The sequence below is a fragment of the Nitrososphaera sp. genome (genome assembly GCA_039938515.1).
Taxonomy (GTDB): Archaea; Thermoproteota; Nitrososphaeria; order Nitrososphaerales; family Nitrososphaeraceae; genus Nitrososphaera.
Genome location: JBDUUL010000011.1, coordinates 1 through 17079 on the forward strand (window position 1 = coordinate 1; position 17079 = coordinate 17079).

19 protein-coding genes are annotated in these 17079 nt (G+C 48.7%); 9 read left to right on the plus strand and 10 right to left on the minus strand.

Going from position 1 to position 17079, the window contains the following annotated elements:
* Nucleotides 1-357 precede the first annotated feature (357 nt).
* A complete protein-coding gene (locus tag ABI361_06685) occupies nucleotides 358-747 on the minus strand; it encodes an ester cyclase (protein MEO9320341.1) in 390 nt (129 codons plus the stop codon).
* A 596-nt stretch (nucleotides 748-1343) separates the two neighbouring features.
* Between ABI361_06685 and ABI361_06690 the strand changes: the two genes are divergently transcribed.
* Nucleotides 1344-2147: a hypothetical protein gene (locus ABI361_06690; protein MEO9320342.1), complete on the plus strand. Its 804-nt coding sequence runs from the start codon at nucleotides 1344-1346 to the stop codon at nucleotides 2145-2147.
* A gap of 173 nt (nucleotides 2148-2320) precedes the next feature.
* Nucleotides 2321-2626, plus strand: a complete 306-nt coding sequence (locus ABI361_06695; protein MEO9320343.1) for an SHOCT domain-containing protein — start codon at nucleotides 2321-2323, stop codon at nucleotides 2624-2626.
* 94 nt (nucleotides 2627-2720) lie between these two features.
* Here ABI361_06695 and ABI361_06700 read toward each other — a convergent pair whose 3' ends face one another.
* Both ABI361_06700 and ABI361_06705 read right to left on the minus strand, forming a co-directional pair.
* Nucleotides 2721-3176: an SRPBCC family protein gene (locus ABI361_06700; protein ID MEO9320344.1), complete on the minus strand. Its 456-nt coding sequence runs from the start codon at nucleotides 3174-3176 to the stop codon at nucleotides 2721-2723.
* Between the two features lie 338 nt (nucleotides 3177-3514).
* Nucleotides 3515-3820 (minus strand): SHOCT domain-containing protein, encoded by a 306-nt coding sequence (locus ABI361_06705; protein ID MEO9320345.1) that lies wholly within the window; start codon nucleotides 3818-3820, stop codon nucleotides 3515-3517.
* 128 nt (nucleotides 3821-3948) lie between these two features.
* On the opposite strand from ABI361_06705, the gene ABI361_06710 reads away from it, so the two are divergent.
* Nucleotides 3949-4386: an ester cyclase gene (locus ABI361_06710; protein MEO9320346.1), complete on the plus strand. Its 438-nt coding sequence runs from the start codon at nucleotides 3949-3951 to the stop codon at nucleotides 4384-4386.
* 28 nt (nucleotides 4387-4414) lie between these two features.
* On the opposite strand, the gene ABI361_06715 is transcribed toward ABI361_06710, so the two are convergent.
* From ABI361_06715 to ABI361_06730, 4 genes are all read right to left on the minus strand, one after another.
* Nucleotides 4415-4555: a hypothetical protein gene (locus tag ABI361_06715; GenBank protein ID MEO9320347.1), complete on the minus strand. Its 141-nt coding sequence runs from the start codon at nucleotides 4553-4555 to the stop codon at nucleotides 4415-4417.
* A gap of 396 nt (nucleotides 4556-4951) precedes the next feature.
* Entirely contained in the window at nucleotides 4952-5587 is a 636-nt protein-coding gene (locus ABI361_06720) for a DUF308 domain-containing protein (GenBank protein MEO9320348.1), read from the minus strand.
* A 207-nt stretch (nucleotides 5588-5794) separates the two neighbouring features.
* Entirely contained in the window at nucleotides 5795-8098 is a 2304-nt protein-coding gene (locus ABI361_06725; GenBank protein MEO9320349.1) for a cellulase family glycosylhydrolase, read from the minus strand.
* 22 nt (nucleotides 8099-8120) lie between these two features.
* Nucleotides 8121-8729 carry a hypothetical protein gene (locus ABI361_06730; GenBank protein MEO9320350.1) on the minus strand — a complete coding sequence of 203 codons (609 nt, stop codon included), beginning with the start codon at nucleotides 8727-8729 and terminating at the stop codon, nucleotides 8121-8123.
* Nucleotides 8730-9001: 272 nt separating this feature from the next.
* Between ABI361_06730 and ABI361_06735 the strand changes: the two genes are divergently transcribed.
* Nucleotides 9002-9376, plus strand: a complete 375-nt coding sequence (locus ABI361_06735; protein MEO9320351.1) for a hypothetical protein — start codon at nucleotides 9002-9004, stop codon at nucleotides 9374-9376.
* A 52-nt stretch (nucleotides 9377-9428) separates the two neighbouring features.
* Here ABI361_06735 and ABI361_06740 read toward each other — a convergent pair whose 3' ends face one another.
* On the minus strand, nucleotides 9429-10073 hold the full coding sequence (locus ABI361_06740; GenBank protein MEO9320352.1) for a hypothetical protein: 645 nt from the start codon (nucleotides 10071-10073) through the stop codon (nucleotides 9429-9431).
* A 464-nt stretch (nucleotides 10074-10537) separates the two neighbouring features.
* On the opposite strand from ABI361_06740, the gene ABI361_06745 reads away from it, so the two are divergent.
* The 4 genes from ABI361_06745 to ABI361_06760 all read left to right on the plus strand — a co-directional run bounded on the left by ABI361_06745 (nucleotide 10538) and on the right by ABI361_06760 (nucleotide 15345).
* Nucleotides 10538-12118: an MFS transporter gene (locus tag ABI361_06745; protein MEO9320353.1), complete on the plus strand. Its 1581-nt coding sequence runs from the start codon at nucleotides 10538-10540 to the stop codon at nucleotides 12116-12118.
* Nucleotides 12115-13857, plus strand: a complete 1743-nt coding sequence (locus ABI361_06750) for a patatin-like phospholipase family protein (GenBank protein ID MEO9320354.1) — start codon at nucleotides 12115-12117, stop codon at nucleotides 13855-13857. Before ABI361_06745 ends, ABI361_06750 begins: the two co-directional genes overlap by 4 nt.
* A 177-nt stretch (nucleotides 13858-14034) precedes the next feature.
* A complete protein-coding gene (locus tag ABI361_06755) occupies nucleotides 14035-14382 on the plus strand; it encodes a DUF1622 domain-containing protein (protein MEO9320355.1) in 348 nt (115 codons plus the stop codon).
* A gap of 264 nt (nucleotides 14383-14646) precedes the next feature.
* The gene (locus ABI361_06760; protein MEO9320356.1) at nucleotides 14647-15345 is read left to right on the plus strand and encodes a hypothetical protein; all 699 of its coding nucleotides are present in this window, start codon (nucleotides 14647-14649) and stop codon (nucleotides 15343-15345) included.
* Between the two features lie 21 nt (nucleotides 15346-15366).
* On the opposite strand, the gene ABI361_06765 is transcribed toward ABI361_06760, so the two are convergent.
* Nucleotides 15367-15648 (minus strand): hypothetical protein, encoded by a 282-nt coding sequence (locus tag ABI361_06765; GenBank protein ID MEO9320357.1) that lies wholly within the window; start codon nucleotides 15646-15648, stop codon nucleotides 15367-15369.
* 353 nt (nucleotides 15649-16001) lie between these two features.
* Between ABI361_06765 and ABI361_06770 the strand changes: the two genes are divergently transcribed.
* Complete coding sequence (locus ABI361_06770) at nucleotides 16002-16301, plus strand: winged helix-turn-helix domain-containing protein (protein ID MEO9320358.1); 300 nt, start codon at nucleotides 16002-16004, stop codon at nucleotides 16299-16301.
* 72 nt (nucleotides 16302-16373) lie between these two features.
* Here ABI361_06770 and ABI361_06775 read toward each other — a convergent pair whose 3' ends face one another.
* A complete protein-coding gene (locus ABI361_06775) occupies nucleotides 16374-16976 on the minus strand; it encodes a hypothetical protein (protein ID MEO9320359.1) in 603 nt (200 codons plus the stop codon).
* Nucleotides 16977-17079: the final 103 nt, after the last annotated feature.

Below are 17079 nucleotides of genomic sequence, written 5' to 3' on the forward strand. Positions count from 1 at the left end.
TCATGGCCTTTGCGGGCGCCATCGGGCTTGCAATCGGTGGGATGGTGACTGTAGCTGACCTGATAAACCGCCACAGGGCCAGGGCCAGCACCGCCGGCGCAGGAGGAATAAGCTATACAGAAAGCTAGAATTAAGGAATGAGCCAGCAGAAAGCCATAGACGTGAAAGAATTACGTCAAAGCTACCAAATCTTGATTCAATGCGAAACAATTGCGCACGGAGCAGCTTTTGGCTAGGAGTATTAGATCTCACAGGTCATAGAGAGCCGCAAACATGCATGTTAAGACGAACCAGAATTATTCTATCGATAACCAATAGGCTCGGGCATTAGGCCAGTGATAAAAGCACTATTAGCCGCTAGAAGAGTACTGACAGGTCAGAGACAGTCCATGCTTCCTTTATCTTGTCGCCGTCGAACTGAAATATGTCGACGCCTTCAGCCGCAAACTTTCTGTGCGTTGCTGGAAGACCTGCAAAGTCCTTTTCATGTGTGGCTTTGAGCTGCCATCTTAGCGCGACTTTGTTTTCCTCCCCGAATTCGTCCAACACTGTAATTTTCATGTCTGGAAACGCGTTCAGGTCCTCCGAAACCCACCTTTTCAGGCCATCCAGGGTACGGACCTCCTCCCCAACCCCATGGTAAACTATATCCGGCGTCACATAGTTCTTTGCAGCCTCTGTCTTTCTTTCATTGAATACTTCTTCGACAAATTTTCGAGCTTGTTGCTTATTTTGTGCCTGCGACATGCAGACCGATCTTGCTTTTTACCATTAAGCATTGCTTATCATTTGTTCGAGCATGCGACGTGACGCGTGGGGAAGAAGAAGGAGGAATGAAATTTTAACATTTCAAGAATGCAAATGCCTGACGCATGCATGCGAAGTCATGGAGTTTCCGTAAAAAAACCTCGTAGAAGGCCTATCTAGCAGAAGTAGAACATTGCCGCGTCTTAGCTTGGCTCTATTATCTCAGGATGGCCCGCCAGACTAGGATGCCTACGATAAGTGCGACTACCATGCCACCAACTCCAGCGGCGATAAGAAGGTAAGAGCCTGCATGTCCCTTTGTCATAATGTCTAGCGCCACATGTTTTGTATTTAAGAAGCACGCAAAAAGAATAGTACAGAATCAGTCCCGGCGACTCGTAACGCGCTTGAATTGGAAGGATGGCTTCGCAACTCTTTTTGATGCGGCGTGCAGTTATCAATCGATGAATGCTAGTTATGATGCGGGTGGTAAAGAATTGCTGCGGTTGCAGATGCTTTGTAGGGCAATACGCAAGATAGATTCTTCGACCGATACTTTTCATTTCATAAACCAATTTATCAAAGTGGGCAGGTGTTTGGTCGAGATCGAAAGACGTTCTGGCAATTATATGGAACGCCTAGATCATAACGCCAGCGACCCGACGTACTTTCTTGCCACTTATTACGAGACCGAAAACATAGACCGGTCGCTGGGGGCGTACAGGTTGATAAAGTTATTGACAAGATTTATCATACTGTCAGACAAGTTCCATGAAACCTCGAACGAGCAATATGTTGTGCTCGCGAGGCGCATTCATGATTCGATCAAACACCTTCTAAAATCCGAAATGGGCATGAATTATTTGGCCGACCGTCTGGAATATTCATTGGACCAGTTTTCAGCCTTTTGGAAATTTGAACAATCGGCAAAAAGGCGCGTCCTTACCAGTCAGCCCTTTTCCTACTCGGAGCTGAGGCACTTTGTTTTGTCAAAATCATCGGACGCTTCACTTGTCTACTCGACGGTTTTAAGCGCCGTGCTGCGAAACTTTAATGAAAGCATAACCCTGATTCTCTGGTACAACCAGGCACTACTCGATATCCTAGATGATTTTGAAGACATTGAAGAGGATATCTCATGCGAAATGCCTAACGTCTTTGTCATGGCAGGTGTGGGCAATATCCCCTACAGTGAACTGAAGAAAGTCAGTATTGACCAGATCAGAAGCGTTGTTGTGGCCAACGCTTGTTCGCCTGACGGTCAAGTTGCGGGACTAGTAAATGAGTTGCAGAGCGCTGCAGAAGCGATTTCTGTCCCTGAAACATTTGTTTTCCTCAAGACTCTGTCGCAACGCTATGCGGACACCGTGAGAGGCAAGGTGAGTATCTCAAGCGCATAATTCGTTAGAGTTTCAGTATTCAGAATGTGGGATGTGCAAAATCATCGCCACAAAAATTCATCGGGCCAAATGACAAGACGCTTTCATAAATCGACATGGCCGCTTTTGGCATCGTCCTTGTGATGAATCTTGCTTCTTAACTCATATTAATTTGGGACAGTCACTCCGGTAGTATGAGAGGAAGATGGGCTTCCGCAGCAATTGGAGCCGGAGTAGCAAGAAGGCGAGCAGGAGAGCAAATTGAACAGAGCGACCAGGCACACGAGCAACAGATGCAACAGGCGCAGCAGCAGATTGAGGCGCAGCAGCGGCAAATAGAGCAGCTACAACAACAACGTGCACAGCCGGCTCAACAAGGCCAGCCTGCAAAAGTGGACATTACCGAGAAACTGAAGGAGTACGGTGAGCTCAAAAAGCAGGGTTTATTGACGGAAGAAGAATTTCAGAGGCTAAAGACAGAATTACTGGCGAGGGCGTAGGCGGCATAAAAAGATCAGGGGGGTAGGCTCTGAGCAGAATGCAAATGTTGCATTCAACCCCACGCCTGAAATATTTTTCCTTTTATTGGAAGACCTAATGAGCTTCCAGTTTGTGCTTTACGGTTTGAGTATAGTCTTCCATTGCCTGCCTTATTTTGCGATCGGCATCGTTGTGGCTTACCATTCGCAATAGTTTACCTGTTCGAGGAAGCTCATAGTGAATGGTGTGCTTTATGTGGGTGGAGCTCTCGTTCCCTTCAAATTCCTGGATGCTCTCCCATGTCTTGAAAGGTCCCTCAGTCTGCCTTGTCGTGAATTTGCTGTTTGGCCACCTTTCAATCACCATCATTCGCATTTCTTGATCTTTGCCAGCATAGTGCCCCAGTATCTTGAACGTGGAGCCCTTCTCACCCTTTACACCGGATAATTGTTGGGAAGAAGTCACGATATCTGGTGGCCATGCTTCCTTGATGTTTTCGGGGTCCGTGCAGTATCCGAAGACCTTTTCCACGGGAGCTTTTATGGTCGTTTCATAAGACAGTGATGTCATGCACAGCACATGTTGATTTTGTATTTACCTGCATCGATACAAAAGGGGGGCAGATTTTGCATTTTCAATGTACTAATGCGACGATTCTGGAAATTGTTCTGCCCGAATGCGCTGCAGACAGGGTCAAAATTTTAGGTGGCTTGCTGCCAAGAATATTTCAGGAAAATGCGCCAGAGAACCTGCCTGCACGCATCAAGTTAATTATAGAGTCGCGAACAACCGCGGCCCGAGTCCCACCGCTTTTTGGATCATCGAACGTGTCTTTGTACCAAGCGGATGTAGGGCATTTGAGGCCGCCCGACGCGTACTTCAAATTGAATGGGAATTGGGCGGCGCCCCTAACTGCCCGCCAGTATCTGCGCCTTTAACTTGGCGAATTCCTCTTCAGATATCAGACCCTGTTGCTTCAGACTGCCCAATTTTTGAAGTTCTTGCATCGGATCTTTTTTTGGAGTCTGTGGTGCTTGCTGTGACTGAGCTGCCTGCTGGGCCTGTGCCGCCTGCTGCTGTGCAGCAGCAGCCTGCTGCTGGGCCTGTTGGATTTGTGCCTGTTGGGCTTGTTGAGCCTGCATTTGTTCCATCTGCTTTTTAGCCGAACGTTTGCCTACCGCGCTGCCTACGACAGCTGCTCCTAGTAATCCCATGATGATAGTATTTCGATATTCGTATTTAATATTACGTAAATTAGAAATTCTCTAACAAAGCTAACCCCGAATCTATCAGAAATCATAGGCACAATTGTTAAATTTATCAGATCCGTCTCGGTGGAATGATGTCCACCACTGAGATGAAAGAAAATGCGGTAGCATTCGTCACGGAAGTTTTGGGCAAGGGCAATTTTGATATGCTTACGAACCTTGTTGCGTCTGACTTTGTCTATCACGCACGAGGGGAGACCATTGAAGGCGTTCAGAATTTCAAAGAGTGGGTTGCATCCGATCAGAAAGTATTTTCAGACATTCACTATACCGTAGTTGGAACCATTACGGAGTACGGCAGGGTTGCTACGGCCTTTTTAGTCGGCGCAACACACGACAGGGACTTTCGGGGCATTCCGGCCAGCCACAAAACATTTGAAACAATCGGCGTCACGATATTCCATTTCGATGGAAACAAGATAAAGACGGCATGGACCATAGTAGATGGCCTTACTCCAGCCTTGGAGTTAGGACTGGTTAAGGTAATTACTGCGGAAGCTCAGGTTTCCTGAACAACACGCGACGCAATCTACGTCGTGCTCAACGTAGCGAAGACGTATTGACGACTAACTTTCGCAGTTTGTCGTCTATACTCATGAGCAACCTATTGTTTTCTTTCAAGAGCGCGGTGTTTTCCCGAATTAACTGTTCTAGCGAAATGGAGAGGTCATTCTTGGTCACGCCGAAGTATTGAAAAGCACAAGTATAAAACCAATCTGACTAAGCACATCATAGTGCCAAGGTTTCAACGGATAACTATAAAGAAATGCGATCTACTATCAAACTAATCAGCCTTTTGACCTGCTTTATACATGGGGCCAGTCATCCGATTGCTGTCAACTTGTTGCCAAACACGTGCTATTCGCCCAACAGCTTGTGCCTTCGGATTGCCAGCTAGGTAAATCATCCCTGTGGACCGCGGCGCAATAATACTTGGCGCAAGTATCACCTTACCAACTGTCGCGGTCTTGTGCACTTTTGCAATGTATTCAATCGATGTCAGGTTGAAGCGCAAACTTCAGAAATAAGAAAAAGAAATTTCATCTGGTCTCAGTCGAGACCAGAGCTTGATAGCGGCTAGGCGGCTTCAGATTCCCAGTCTCGCGACTTGCGAAGCGAGTTCATTCCAACCGGCACATACACCGCCCCCGTAATTCCGGCGATGATGTATGCCGTCCCATTTACTATCAGTATTGTCGCCATCAGTGCCCAGAGCGTCACCAGGCTCACGCCAGGATAGACAATCATTGGAATTGACAGCCCGATAGCAATACAACCTGTCACGATGTACATCGTCCTTGCCCAGCCGGCCATGAATTTCTCGGAAGCGCCTTTGGCGATCGACAGTGCGCCTATCACCATGAAAGCCAATGACAAAAGCCAAGCAGCAGTTGCCAGCGTTGCCAACGGGAATGCAATCACGGCTATCGACAGTCCGATCGCGATTAACCCTGCAATGACCCTGAGCGCTCTCCTGCTGCCCGATAAGGACTTGGCTGCAGCGCCTAGAATAAGTCCTTCAAGTCCTGCGAACAGCAATGCTATAGATAAGAATACTATCAAAAGCGATGCTGCAAATGTAGGGTAGACGAGAACGAACGCCCCAAGGGACAGCGTTATTGCGCCGAGTACAATGTCAATAATTCTCGCGGATTTTGGAGACTTTATCGTTTCCTGTTTCATATTCTTGATCCCGATCCTTGACGTGATCATTTACGCATTTAGCCGCATTATTTCATAACAGGCGTCTGAATAGGCACACCCTATAGGCACTATCCCCCATATTTCTGAACTGTATGTGTAGAAAATTCCCTTCTGCGTGATGCAGATGCCAAATCTCTGAAGTGGACAGAAGGGTCTCCATATAATGACTAGTGGAAGGTATCCACTACCGATAGCAGATAGATTATTCTCGCGAGCTCAGGCAAAAGTTCCCAGAAGCGAGAGCCGACTTACCGACTTTCTTGCGGCTTCCGGCAGCGAGTCTGCTGCAAGTGTGCTCTGCTTGCCTATGACAAGCTGGTTCTCCTCAAGTTCTTTCGACGGCATCCAGTGAAGAAGCTGGTTATTCCGGTCCCATTTGACGGCCTTGCCCGTTCCCCACACAGTAAATTGCGGAGTGTAGTGAATGTTGAATGGTATGTACATGATTGTTGGCGCATCACGAACCGGCCCGCGCAGGACCACTGTCGCATACTTTGACTTGACGTCAAAAAAGAGGAATCTCGGTTCTGCGGAGCTTCTCATGGGGTATGGTCTGGCAATCACGTCTACATTGCGCAGCTGCCTCTTTGGGCCGAGCACCGAATAGTCTTCAAGGTTCCAGTTGTCTTTTCCGTCAGCCGTGGAGTACAGGTCGTAATTCCAGTAAGTGGCGTTTAGCAAGTGAGACTCTATCTGTTCAAATAGCAGGTCGATGTAGTCCCGGACTTCCTCTGCCTCTTGGTATCCGCCGAATTCCGTCAGAAACGGAATGAGGTCCCGCTCGGTCGCAGAGCTTATCATTTGATCAAAAATGGCCGGCCACTGCCTTCTGTATGTGTACATACTTTCAGGTATTCGGACGAATGAGCTGGCCACGGCCATCGGGTCATAGTAGTGGAACGAGAGTACGCCGTTTCGCCTGAACGTGGAAATCGATGCGATGTCCCTTGGCAGGTAGGTGCGTATTTGCTTCGCTTCCACGCTTCCTTCTACAAGAACGTTTTTCACCAAGTCGGTGTGAAATGAACTCTTTACCGTAAAGGGTCCCGAACCAAGCAGCCCCTGCTCCTCGCTTTTTGATACAGTCCAGTCCACTCGAGGTTCCATGAAGAGAAATACATCTGGTCCGTACTTTGCAAGCTCTGTGTTGACGTTGCGGTAATACTCAACCAGGTAAGACTCTTCGAATTTTTCCTTTGGCAGGCCGACCGGATGTGGCTCGTTGAATGGCTCTATTCCGAGAATTGCAGGGTGTCCGCGGCCATCATTCAGAGAATGAAAGAATTTTTCCACCTGGCCTATCGTAGTTTCCAAGTGTGTTCTGACGGGAAAGTGCTCGATCCCGGCCTCCTTGTTTGTCAGGTCGTTTCTCCAAAACGAGCTCAGGGTATTCTTGACAGACTTGTTGACTGCATACTTGAGCAGCCATTTCTTGTCCTTCATTCCCGCCTGAGTCGGCTTCTCGTGATCCTCGTCGATGGCAATAGCCCAGTCCGGAAAACCATCGCCACCGTACACTTCATGGGCTATATCCTGGTGGAAATCAAGGATGACGTACAGATTTCGGGCATACAGCTCGTCAATAATTCTCTTGACAGACATCAGGTAATTCCGCCCTTCAGGCAACAGTTCAGCAGAATCGGAATTGGGACGCGGCTCTATGGCTTTCCAGGAGATCAGCAATCTTACAATGTTAAAACCAAATTCCTTCAAATGGTCAAGCTCTTCTCTTACCGCAGCAATCTCCTTATCCAGTTCGAGCTTGGACAGGCTCGTGACTTCCAAGGGAGCAATCGGAAGATAGGGCGGAAGCTTGCTCCTTGAGGCAAAGTTGACTCCCCTAAATAGCACGAACCTGCCCTGCTCGTCGCAGAACCAGGTTCCATTCTTCCATATTCCGCTTGGCGAAAGCCTGCCTCGGACCTCAGGTTGAGAGTATGCCCTTGGATTGCTTTCGGAGTAGACATGTTTGGCACCCTTCCTTCCCCTGAGCGCGATGATTATTAGCTGAATGCCGCTGACAGCAAGGGCCACCGAAATAATGATCAGAAGCAGGGCAAAGCCAATGAGCGGGAAGGCCAGCGCGATTACGCCGACAGAAATACTGAGGACGCCTGAAATCAGCGCCGAATACTTTTTAGAATCCGATTCTGCGTGCCGTAGGCCGGCGATTATTCTCAATACGCCGTTGGCGATAAGTCCAAACCCAAGGAACAAAACAAAGTATTTTGCAATGGCAATGGGGAAGAAGAATCCAGAAAGCATCCAGCCCAGGATGCCTGCCCCGATCGCGACATTGATGACTCTGGTGGATTTTCTGTCATTCTTTGACGTTATCCCTGCTGCTATCCTTTCGGCGCCAAGGACCATAAATGCGGTGCCGGCGAACACTAGGACCGCATACGTTCCAAGCTGTGGCGAAAAAGCAATGAGAATTGAGAAAGCTATACAGGCAGCTCCAACGGCAAGCTGGCCGATTCGAAGCCAGCGGTGTTCGGGCTCTGCCAGCAGATTGCTCATTAGCAGGATGTCACCTTGGTTTTCACGCTGAAGCACCCAGTACTTTAGGCGCAAAACAAGTAATTGAACGGGGCTGGCCCAGAATCCCTGTCACGATAACGCTGAGGCTGCAGATGACAAGTGCAAATTCGATCACAGAATCCGTCATTATTAGTCCAAGTACTGGCTGCGCAAATAGCGCTATTGAAACTGCTATTGAAAGAGCGCCCGCTCCAATTCGGGCTAGCCTTGCTTCTGAATATTCCTTAAACTGGCCCCGGATATTGCTTGCCCAAACCGCAGATATGACGCTTGAGAATCCAATGGCCGCTAGTGCCAAGGCCGTTAGCCAAACCACCGAGGCAGTAGCGGGTTCACCAAAAACCAGTGCGACGAGCGCGCAGCCGATTATAGTGAATCCAAGTCCAGTCCGCCTGAATCCGGAGCGCCGGAAAAGGTACTTGCCAGAAATTACTTGTTCAACGCCAAGCAAGAGCAGTACTCCTGCTACGAGGATTCTCGCTCCGGCTGAAGAAACGGCATCATGCGTTAGAGCAATTAGAGATATTCCAAAGGCGGCGCTCGCAATTATTATCTGGAAGTTGCGGGCCGGGAGACGGGATTTTCTTTGTGAAGTAGCTCTAGCTATCACGTAGCAGTCTAAGAGGTATTCAAGATAAGGATTGGCACTGAAGGTTAACCCAGATTTTGCAGGAACTCAATAACCCCTGAAGCTTTGGAATCCAGATACCAACTTGTTGCTACTCGACGGGTTTTGCGACCCTGCACGGGTTGTCTGGAAACCCTGCGAAGACACACCGCAGGCCAAATTGGACGTCAGTCTGCAACTAGTGGCAAAACAATCCACTAGTTTTGCTCGTCTTAACTTTGATAAGCGACTCAGCTTCGTATAATGCACTCAACTTGGGCGAAAAGACAGAGCAGGAGATTTGCAAGGAAATAGCAAATCTTCATGAATACATTATTGCTGCCGGCGTGATTGAAAATAGGCAGCTGGCTGCCAGGTTCTCAAAGGTAGGAGACCCTCCAGCAGGCGAGGAGAGACTAAAGATATTATTCGCACAGCCCGATATCATGTTGAGTATCGCTAGAACAAACGAAGATTTTTTCGGAAAGCTGAGATTTCTGATTCTTTGCTTTGAGACTTCAGACATTGCGTTTTTTCCTGCCTACGTCAGAGGCACGGAGAAGACCCTCTTTATCAGGATGCAGCGCTCGTTTCGCGGGGAAGAGATTGTCAGAAAGGTCTATGATTACCTTGAGAAAAAATCTCCATAGGTTCAAGGAAAAATCAAGCAGGTCTACTACAAAACCTTGCGCGCGAGGTGAATCAGGAAAGAGGATACTCCCTGTAGCCGGAATGGCCCGAGCTTTCGCCGTGCTCCCGAATTTCTGACAAAAAAACAAAAACTGCATTGCAATCGCTGCAGCGGTAGAACCGATCGATGTATTCTCCTATCTTTTCCTTTGTCGTGCCTTTGATCCTTTCGCCGAATTTTAGCTCGTAGAACCTGGACTGAGCGGGCTCTGCTTTGTTCCAGAGGGTGTCAAAAACCAATTGCTTTAGGTCGATAATGTCCTGCAGGTTGGTGTCTAGAAACTGGACTCGAGCTGCGTCTCCGGAGGAAATCGACAAAACCATCCCAAGAAAGCTCTTATCGGAAACTCCAAAGAAGGCCCTCAAACCCGTCAAGTGACGCAATTCATCAATCCTGCTGGCCAAGGATTCGCAGTATCTCAGATTTGCCCAGGTGACATCCACTATCTGGTAGATCCTGGTTCCTCTTTTCCGAGCCTCGTCAGTTTCATGTTTTAGCCATCCTAGTCGCAGTTCAATTTCTGGATGGTATTTGTCCGCGACCAGGCATATTGACTCGCTTGAATTTCGGATAAAACTAGAAATGATATCCCGGTTATTTTCATACCCCGCAACCAAGCGGCCCATCGGCACCTTGTATGCGCTGCTCCTCTTCACAAAGTTGCGACTTTATCATTGCAAATATCAGGTTCGGAGCAATATGGTCTAATTAATTTCTCATTATTCGTCAAAAATTGCAATGCCTATTTTGAGACGCGAACTTTCGTGAGTGAAAACAATTCAATTTGTCATTGACTCGTACGATGTTGTTTGCAGCATGACAAAATCCGGGCGAGAAACGCCTGGCATTCTTTGTAAGCACTCAGATGCACATCAGAACGGCCAGCAGAACTAATCGAATCTCGAACGGATCACTTTGGGAAGGACAATGAGGCTGATTGCCCGTTTTGCACAGTCGATGTAGACGAACCGCTGCAAAGACACGGAATCAAGAGTCCTCTACTATCAGAATAGGGAATAAGGCGCCCTATGCAAAAGGGTTCGCAGTCCTTAAATCCAATAGCTGCAAGCCAACCGCGTGATTTCCTTCCGGGCCCCAGTCAGAGGAGAGACTAACTAGCATGTTTGGCTCATCTGGCAAGAAAAGCGGCGACAAGACAGCTCTAGAGACTCCCAAAGTGCCCGGATATGCCTGGAGAACGTGCATCTTTCTTTGCGCCGGCGTGCTTCTTGTCCTCTTTGTACACACCTCGCTTTCACCTGCACTGCCTCTTTTCGTCAGCGAGTTTAACATTTCATACACTCTTGCGTCATGGGCACTAACCGCCTACATGGTTTCTGGCGCCGTCATGACCATCATAATCGGGCGCTTAGCCGATTTGGTTGGCGCGAGAAAAATGCTTTTGGTAGAGATGTCATGTTTCGTTGTAGGGACTGCGCTTGCAGGTTTTACCCATGACTTTTATACGCTCCTTGTATGCAGGGTGATTCAGGGTGTGGCAGTGGCCAATACCCCCTTGGCTATGAAAATCGTCCGAGAACAGTTTCCCAAGGAGAAATTCCCTCTTGGTGCAAGCCTTATCACAGCCTCATTTTCAGGCGGAATGGTACTCGGACTTCTCTTTGGCGCGGAAATTGTGGGCTCGCTTGGCTGGCGCTATGTCTTCTATTTGGCAACCCCAATAGCATTGGCACTGCTGCTGATTGCATGGAGATACATTGGAAGACACCGGGGCAAAAAGGCGGAGGTCGTTGCTACACAAGTTAACCGCGCCGATGAGAGCCTTGGAAACAAACCAAATGACGCTCCCCTTCAAACCGCGGTTCCGGAGAAAAAGAAAATAGGCATACCTATACTAAATACAATTGCGCTCGGCGTTTCACTCGCATCGTTTCTCTTGGCAATCACTTTTGCAGGAACCATCCCAACAACTACCGCCCTGTTTATTGGATTCTTGGGGCTCGGGATCGCATCAATCGCTGCGTTCTTTATACTAGAGAGGCGTACGCCTAACCCGCTAATCAACCCCAAGGTGATGTTCACTAGGTTGATGATTGTTGGTAATCTGATTTTCCTTTTTGCTGGCATTCTGGAGTATATTATCTTCCAGGCCACCCCAACACTCGCTACTGCGCCTTCTCCCTCCGGATTTGGACTTCCGGTCTCAGCGTCCGGTCTTGTCCAGATTCCATATGCGGCCATGGTTATTGTCTTTGGTTTATTTTCAGGGATGTATTCAACCAGACACAGCCCTCTGCGTCTGCTACTTCCAGGAGTTGCAATAAGCGTCACCTCAGTAGCACTTTTGTTTTTCTTTCATGGCACATTCATACAGACGCTTTTTGCGCTTACACTCCTCGGCATAGGCTTTACGCTCATAATTACAGCTGCAAGCATTACCATGGTAATGTCAAACCCACTAGAGTTCACAGGTCTGATTACATCGACAACGACCGACCTCCGGGTTATCGGCGGAGCCATAGGTCCCGTGATAGCCGGAACCTTCATGTCACTATTCGTGGTACCGTACGAAATAGCAGGACATACTGAATATTATCCCAGTCCAACTTCATTTTACTACATATTTCTAACAGCTCTTATAGTGGCAGTCGTCCAGGCGTTACTTGTAATCCGGTTTAGGCAGAGAGCCCTCAAATTCCAGCAGGCCCGGCAAACGGGAGGAGCGACAGCAGCGGCATGACGAGAAAGACGACGGACGTTCACAATGCGCTGGTCCTTCAAGGGGGCGGTGCTCTTGGCGCTTACGAAGCCGGCACATACCAGGAAATCTTCAAGCACGCTTTGCGCAAAAACCCCGATGGCCCGGTGTTCGACATTGTTGCAGGCACCTCGATAGGCGCGATAAATTCCTCAGTGCTCGTGGGCCACTACCTGCGAAACGGGAAAAGTTGGGAGGGATCCGCGGAAAAACTTCTTGAGTTCTGGGACGGTCTGTCGACACCCACGTTTGCGGATGCCGCTATTGGTCATAACCCTGCAGTAAGCAGCTGGTGGGATTATCTCCATTCTGCAAATCCGAATATCGCAGACGCAGAGTCGGCGAGGAGATTCTGGTCAATCTTTGAATTTTCCTTTACCACAATGGGCGTGCCAAAGATGTACCGACCTGTGCCTGAATGGGGTTCAAAGTTTCTTAACCCGTTTGCGGATTTTCTGCCCTGGTGGCGGTATGACTACACCCCCTTGAGGAAATACCTGGCAGAGTTTGTTGATTTTCCGATAAAGACGAGTTTTGAAAAAGGACAGCCAAGACTGCTCCTTACAAGCGTCGACGTACAGGACTACACGACGGCGGTCGTCTTTGACAGCTACGAAAAACTACATCCCGCCTTTGATGGCAATCAGCTTCCCGGCAAGGATGAATCGAGCCGAGAGAGCGGACGATGGTATTCGGAGTACGGCGCGACGGATAACCGTCACGTGGTTTATTACGATGGCATAGGTCCGGATCAGGTCCTTGCAAGTGCGCTTGGAAAATATTCACTTAATCATCCAAGAATTTATGATGTTGTGAGCGGGACAGATCGCGAGCTCTGGGATGGCGGCTACGTGAGCAATACCCCCCTCCGCGAGATGCTGGTAGCCCATCGCAAATTCTGGCTTGAACACGGAAAAATCAACAAAGGTAATGAAGGCTCCTCCGCCCTAGTAAAGCTGCCCGAATTAGAAGTCTACATCGTCAATCTGCATCCCTCATACGCGAAAGACATCCCCGTGGACAAAGACCTGATCGACAATCGCGAGAATGACATACTTTTCCACGACAGAACCCTGATAGACGAGATGATGGCATACCTTCGGAACGATTACGTAACTTTGGCTTTGAAGCTAGTCGATCTGGCAAGATCTCGAGGCCTGTCCAAGGAGGTTGAAGAGATACTAAAGATTGAGGCCAAGAGCATTGCACGTACCGGAGGACAGTTTAGGTTTGCGACCTATCGGGACATAATAGACGGTAAGGGCAACTTGTCGAAGGTCTGGCGCATTGACAGGCGCGACAGCTCGACTGCGACATTCGGCAAAACGACGGATTTTACCCGGTCGTCTCTCAGAACACTGATTTCAGAAGGCATTACTGACGCCAAGGTTTCCATCAACAGGATGAAGATATTATTTGCAGTCGAGTCGCTTATCGCGGACGGTTTGGTATCTGCGCAGGACGGCGAGGAAATGATGAGGCGTGGCCGCGTGCTTTTGACCACGGGAGAACTCTTCAATCTAAGCAACGACGAGATCAAAACTATCAGTAGCAGGTTCCTAAAGCGCGTGAGTGACCTCGTGCGGGATCCGAAGCGCCGGCTTGAATTTACCGAGCCGTTCGAGGAGATAATGAGATTATTGGCAGAGAGCGCCCGCGCTCCGGAGAGCACTAAACGCGACGCTGAAGTCGATAAAATCATACATAGCATGACATCATGATAGTTGCTGCAACTCGCAGACCGATGTCGGCTACCTGATCCGGGATTGTGCTGGCAGACATGAACCTTTTTCGCCCCACCTCGCAGAGCAAAATCATACTCAATCCATTAACCCTCTTTCAGTTGTATTATCCCAATCTAATTGTCAGGGTCGACACCTTCCGATTCAAACAATCCAATGTCAGCAGCTGCAGAATCAATCATTAATTACATTACAGTCGGCATAGACTTGGCGGCTGCATTTATCATCGCGGTATCGACTGCACTTGCGCTGATAGGATACATCAAAATTAATTTGCTCTCTAAGAAAGGGGCTGAGGATAGCGACACGATCAGATTCCGTCTTGCAGGGGGCCTGCTCCTGGCTCTGGACTTTCAGGTCGGAAGCGACCTTTTGAAGATAGTTCTTGTCCCTACATTAAACGACCTGTTGATACTGTCAGTTGTTGTTGTGTTGAGGATCTTGCTTAGTTGGTCCTTGTCAAAGGAGGCAAATAGGCGCTCAGAGGATCTTTTGAAAAAGTGAACCGCCGAAGAGAATGGTTCGGGCGATGCTTTTCGCGCCAAAATGGAATTCTAATGCCCAAGAAGACTATCAGGATATAACAATGTCAATGAGGATTCGATTTGCTTATTCATTTACCAAATTGATTTCGCCTGCACCATTAGACTGAAAAAAATCGTAAAGTGAGGAGCAAATGGCCTAGAAATAACCCATCCGCTGTTGCGGCTTGGCAGATTGGAGTGTTTAGCAACGCATTTACTGCAAGCGATCAATCTTGGATTGGATATGGTCCGGACCGCAATTATCCAAAAAACACCGGTATTAACTATCACAATAATGATCTCCCTGATTTTGTGCGCATCCGGCGTTGGTCATGGATCGCCTTCAGGGTCCGCTGCTTACGCCCAGCAGAATACCACGGCAGTTCTTCAGGAATTGCGATCAGCCGAAAAACAGAACCAAGTAGAACTTGCAAATATTAAGAATTTGACTACGTCGGATTTGGCTGCCTCTAAGGACATTTCATCGAGCTCGGCCAGATTTGCCACGCAGGCCGCGTACACCGCCCTTAGTGTATTTTTTCTAGGCCTGGCACTGGTTATATTCGGACTGGGATTGACTTCCAAGGCTACAGGGCGCATAAGCAAGTATTTTACGCTGATGGTCTGGTCGCTGACTCTCCCTGTTTTGTTCCTAATTGCGACGTTCCAAGTGGGGATTCTGACCAATATTCCATTGAAAATTTCCAATAGCGATCAGCCATTTTTCCTGCTTTCGATTCTGATGTACATTCCAACCGGGATAGTGTTATTCCTGCTAGTCGCCCAGCGTAAAATGAAGCCTGCACAGACGCTTGCCTTGCAGCCCGAAAGACCAAAGGACAGCATCAGCCAACTAGAGAGCATCTCACGTCTGAGGCAAACCGGCCTCATAACAGAGGACGACTATCAGAAACTCAAGGAAAAGGTAATAGCAAATCTCTAGCCAGGCGCGAGAGCACAGAGCTCAGAATATGTCTCTGACGTGGTCGCGCTGCAGGTATGCGACGGCGGCTACTAGAATTATGCCTATAACGAAACCCCCGATGTTAGACAGATACATATCGGCCCAGTTCCAAATCGAGCGCCACAAAAATACCACGGCAAACAGGCCCAAGATGTATGCCCACGTGGCTCTCCGCCTCTTTCTCTTCGCTTCCTTTCGGTCGAGTTCCTCCGACAATACATAGTCTGGTGAGCCAATGACTATTGAGGAGTGCGAATAATTCCTTCTGACTTTTGGTCTCAATTCAATCCTAGCAAAAAGGCGACCAACAATTCGGTGTAATGAAAAAGGCGAAAGGTTAAAGCGAATACGCGCTTCCTGCTTTGAAGCATAAAGAGCGTCCGGTTTCCGGGGCCTGCACTGCGCACAGCGAAGAACTTGATACGGTGATCGGTTATGCCGTACTGAGCGTCTGGAGGATGCATTGACACGAGAGGCATTTGTCCATAACTAAAGCAGAAAGCTCGCGTGGCGAGGTCATTTATCATGAAATTGAGCAATGCGCCAACATAATGGTCTTAGGGCGGTTTTTTTCGGCGAATCAATCGGTACTCGACACCACAAGTGTATTTAGAGTCGCCTGCGCCCGGAACTGCATGAATTACAGAAGTCGGACTGACATTGTGGCGCAAATCCTCGACGCAGCCGCCGGCGGGTCCACGAAAAAGAAGGTCATGTACAAGGCGTTCCTATCCTATGCACAGCTAATGGACTACCTGTCAATACTGATTCACAGCAGCCTGCTTGAGTATGGCCCGGACAGAGTGTATCGAACCACCCCCAAGGGCTACCGATTCCTAGAACTGTATGCAGGCATTAAGGAATTCTTGCCTGAAGAGGCCAACAGAACCAGGCCAAAGAGGCAGTCGCAGACAGAAGTCCTAGACCTCGTGTAACTGCGTGTCAGTTAACTGATGCTAAGCCGAATGACACGGGCGTCGTCGCGCTCCCGCTAGCGATGCGATAGTTCAGCGTTCCACGCCACTTGCTGGGACCTCCCGCGGGCTGCTTCCTGCAAGCGCGTAAATACCGCCTGCAGCATACGCAGCGGCAATCAGGAGCCTTGAAAGCATTACTGCAACGTCCTGGCTGGCAACAAAAGACGAACTGTCAATAGCAAGGGCTGCTGGGATGCCTGCAAGTGCGATTACGGAGACTATAAGCTGCTCCTTATTGTCCAGCTTGCTGTACCTTCTCATGAAGACATAAGTAGACAGGTTCCCTAGTCCGATGCCGAGCAGAATCAGGTACTGATAGTAGTGAGGAAAGACTCCAATCAGTGCAAACGGGGCAGCCCAGCACAGTCCGTTTATCGCCTTCACGGGTGTTGGCCAAGCAATACTGTTTTTCATCCTGGCCCGAATGGCTGGAATGGCTTTGCGAAAACGCGGCATTATCGCGCCAAACGTCACCGCAAATGATGCGACCCAAATCAGAATTATTGAATAAAGTGGAAAATGCAGCAAAATTGCCACTTCGCCTATTGCGGCCCCTGCAGTAACACCTATAGCGACTCCGACAAATAGCAGACCAAAAGATCGCCTTGTGGTGACATCTTCATGACCAATCAAGACGTTGAATCTTGCGCGCTTGCCAATTTAAACCAATTTGGATCATGAAGTGAAAATCATGCTTTGTGGGGTTTGTTTTCTAATCACGCTGTACAGAAAATAC

Excerpts from the sequence above, each read along its gene's own strand:
- ABI361_06685 (MEO9320341.1), bottom strand. The coding sequence starts at position 747 with ATGTCGCAGGCACAAAATAAGCAACAAGCTCGAAAATTTGTCGAAGAA.
- ABI361_06695 (MEO9320343.1), top strand. The coding sequence starts at position 2,321 with ATGAGAGGAAGATGGGCTTCCGCAGCAATTGGAGCCGGAGTAGCAAGA.
- ABI361_06700 (MEO9320344.1), bottom strand. The coding sequence starts at position 3,176 with ATGACATCACTGTCTTATGAAACGACCATAAAAGCTCCCGTGGAAAAG.
- ABI361_06705 (MEO9320345.1), bottom strand. The coding sequence starts at position 3,820 with ATGGGATTACTAGGAGCAGCTGTCGTAGGCAGCGCGGTAGGCAAACGT.
- ABI361_06710 (MEO9320346.1), top strand. The coding sequence starts at position 3,949 with ATGTCCACCACTGAGATGAAAGAAAATGCGGTAGCATTCGTCACGGAA.
- ABI361_06720 (MEO9320348.1), bottom strand. The coding sequence starts at position 5,587 with ATGATCACGTCAAGGATCGGGATCAAGAATATGAAACAGGAAACGATA.
- ABI361_06725 (MEO9320349.1), bottom strand. The coding sequence starts at position 8,098 with ATGAGCAATCTGCTGGCAGAGCCCGAACACCGCTGGCTTCGAATCGGC.
- ABI361_06745 (MEO9320353.1), top strand. The coding sequence starts at position 10,538 with ATGTTTGGCTCATCTGGCAAGAAAAGCGGCGACAAGACAGCTCTAGAG.
- ABI361_06750 (MEO9320354.1), top strand. The coding sequence starts at position 12,115 with ATGACGAGAAAGACGACGGACGTTCACAATGCGCTGGTCCTTCAAGGG.
- ABI361_06755 (MEO9320355.1), top strand. The coding sequence starts at position 14,035 with ATGTCAGCAGCTGCAGAATCAATCATTAATTACATTACAGTCGGCATA.
- ABI361_06760 (MEO9320356.1), top strand. The coding sequence starts at position 14,647 with ATGGTCCGGACCGCAATTATCCAAAAAACACCGGTATTAACTATCACA.
- ABI361_06770 (MEO9320358.1), top strand. The coding sequence starts at position 16,002 with ATGAATTACAGAAGTCGGACTGACATTGTGGCGCAAATCCTCGACGCA.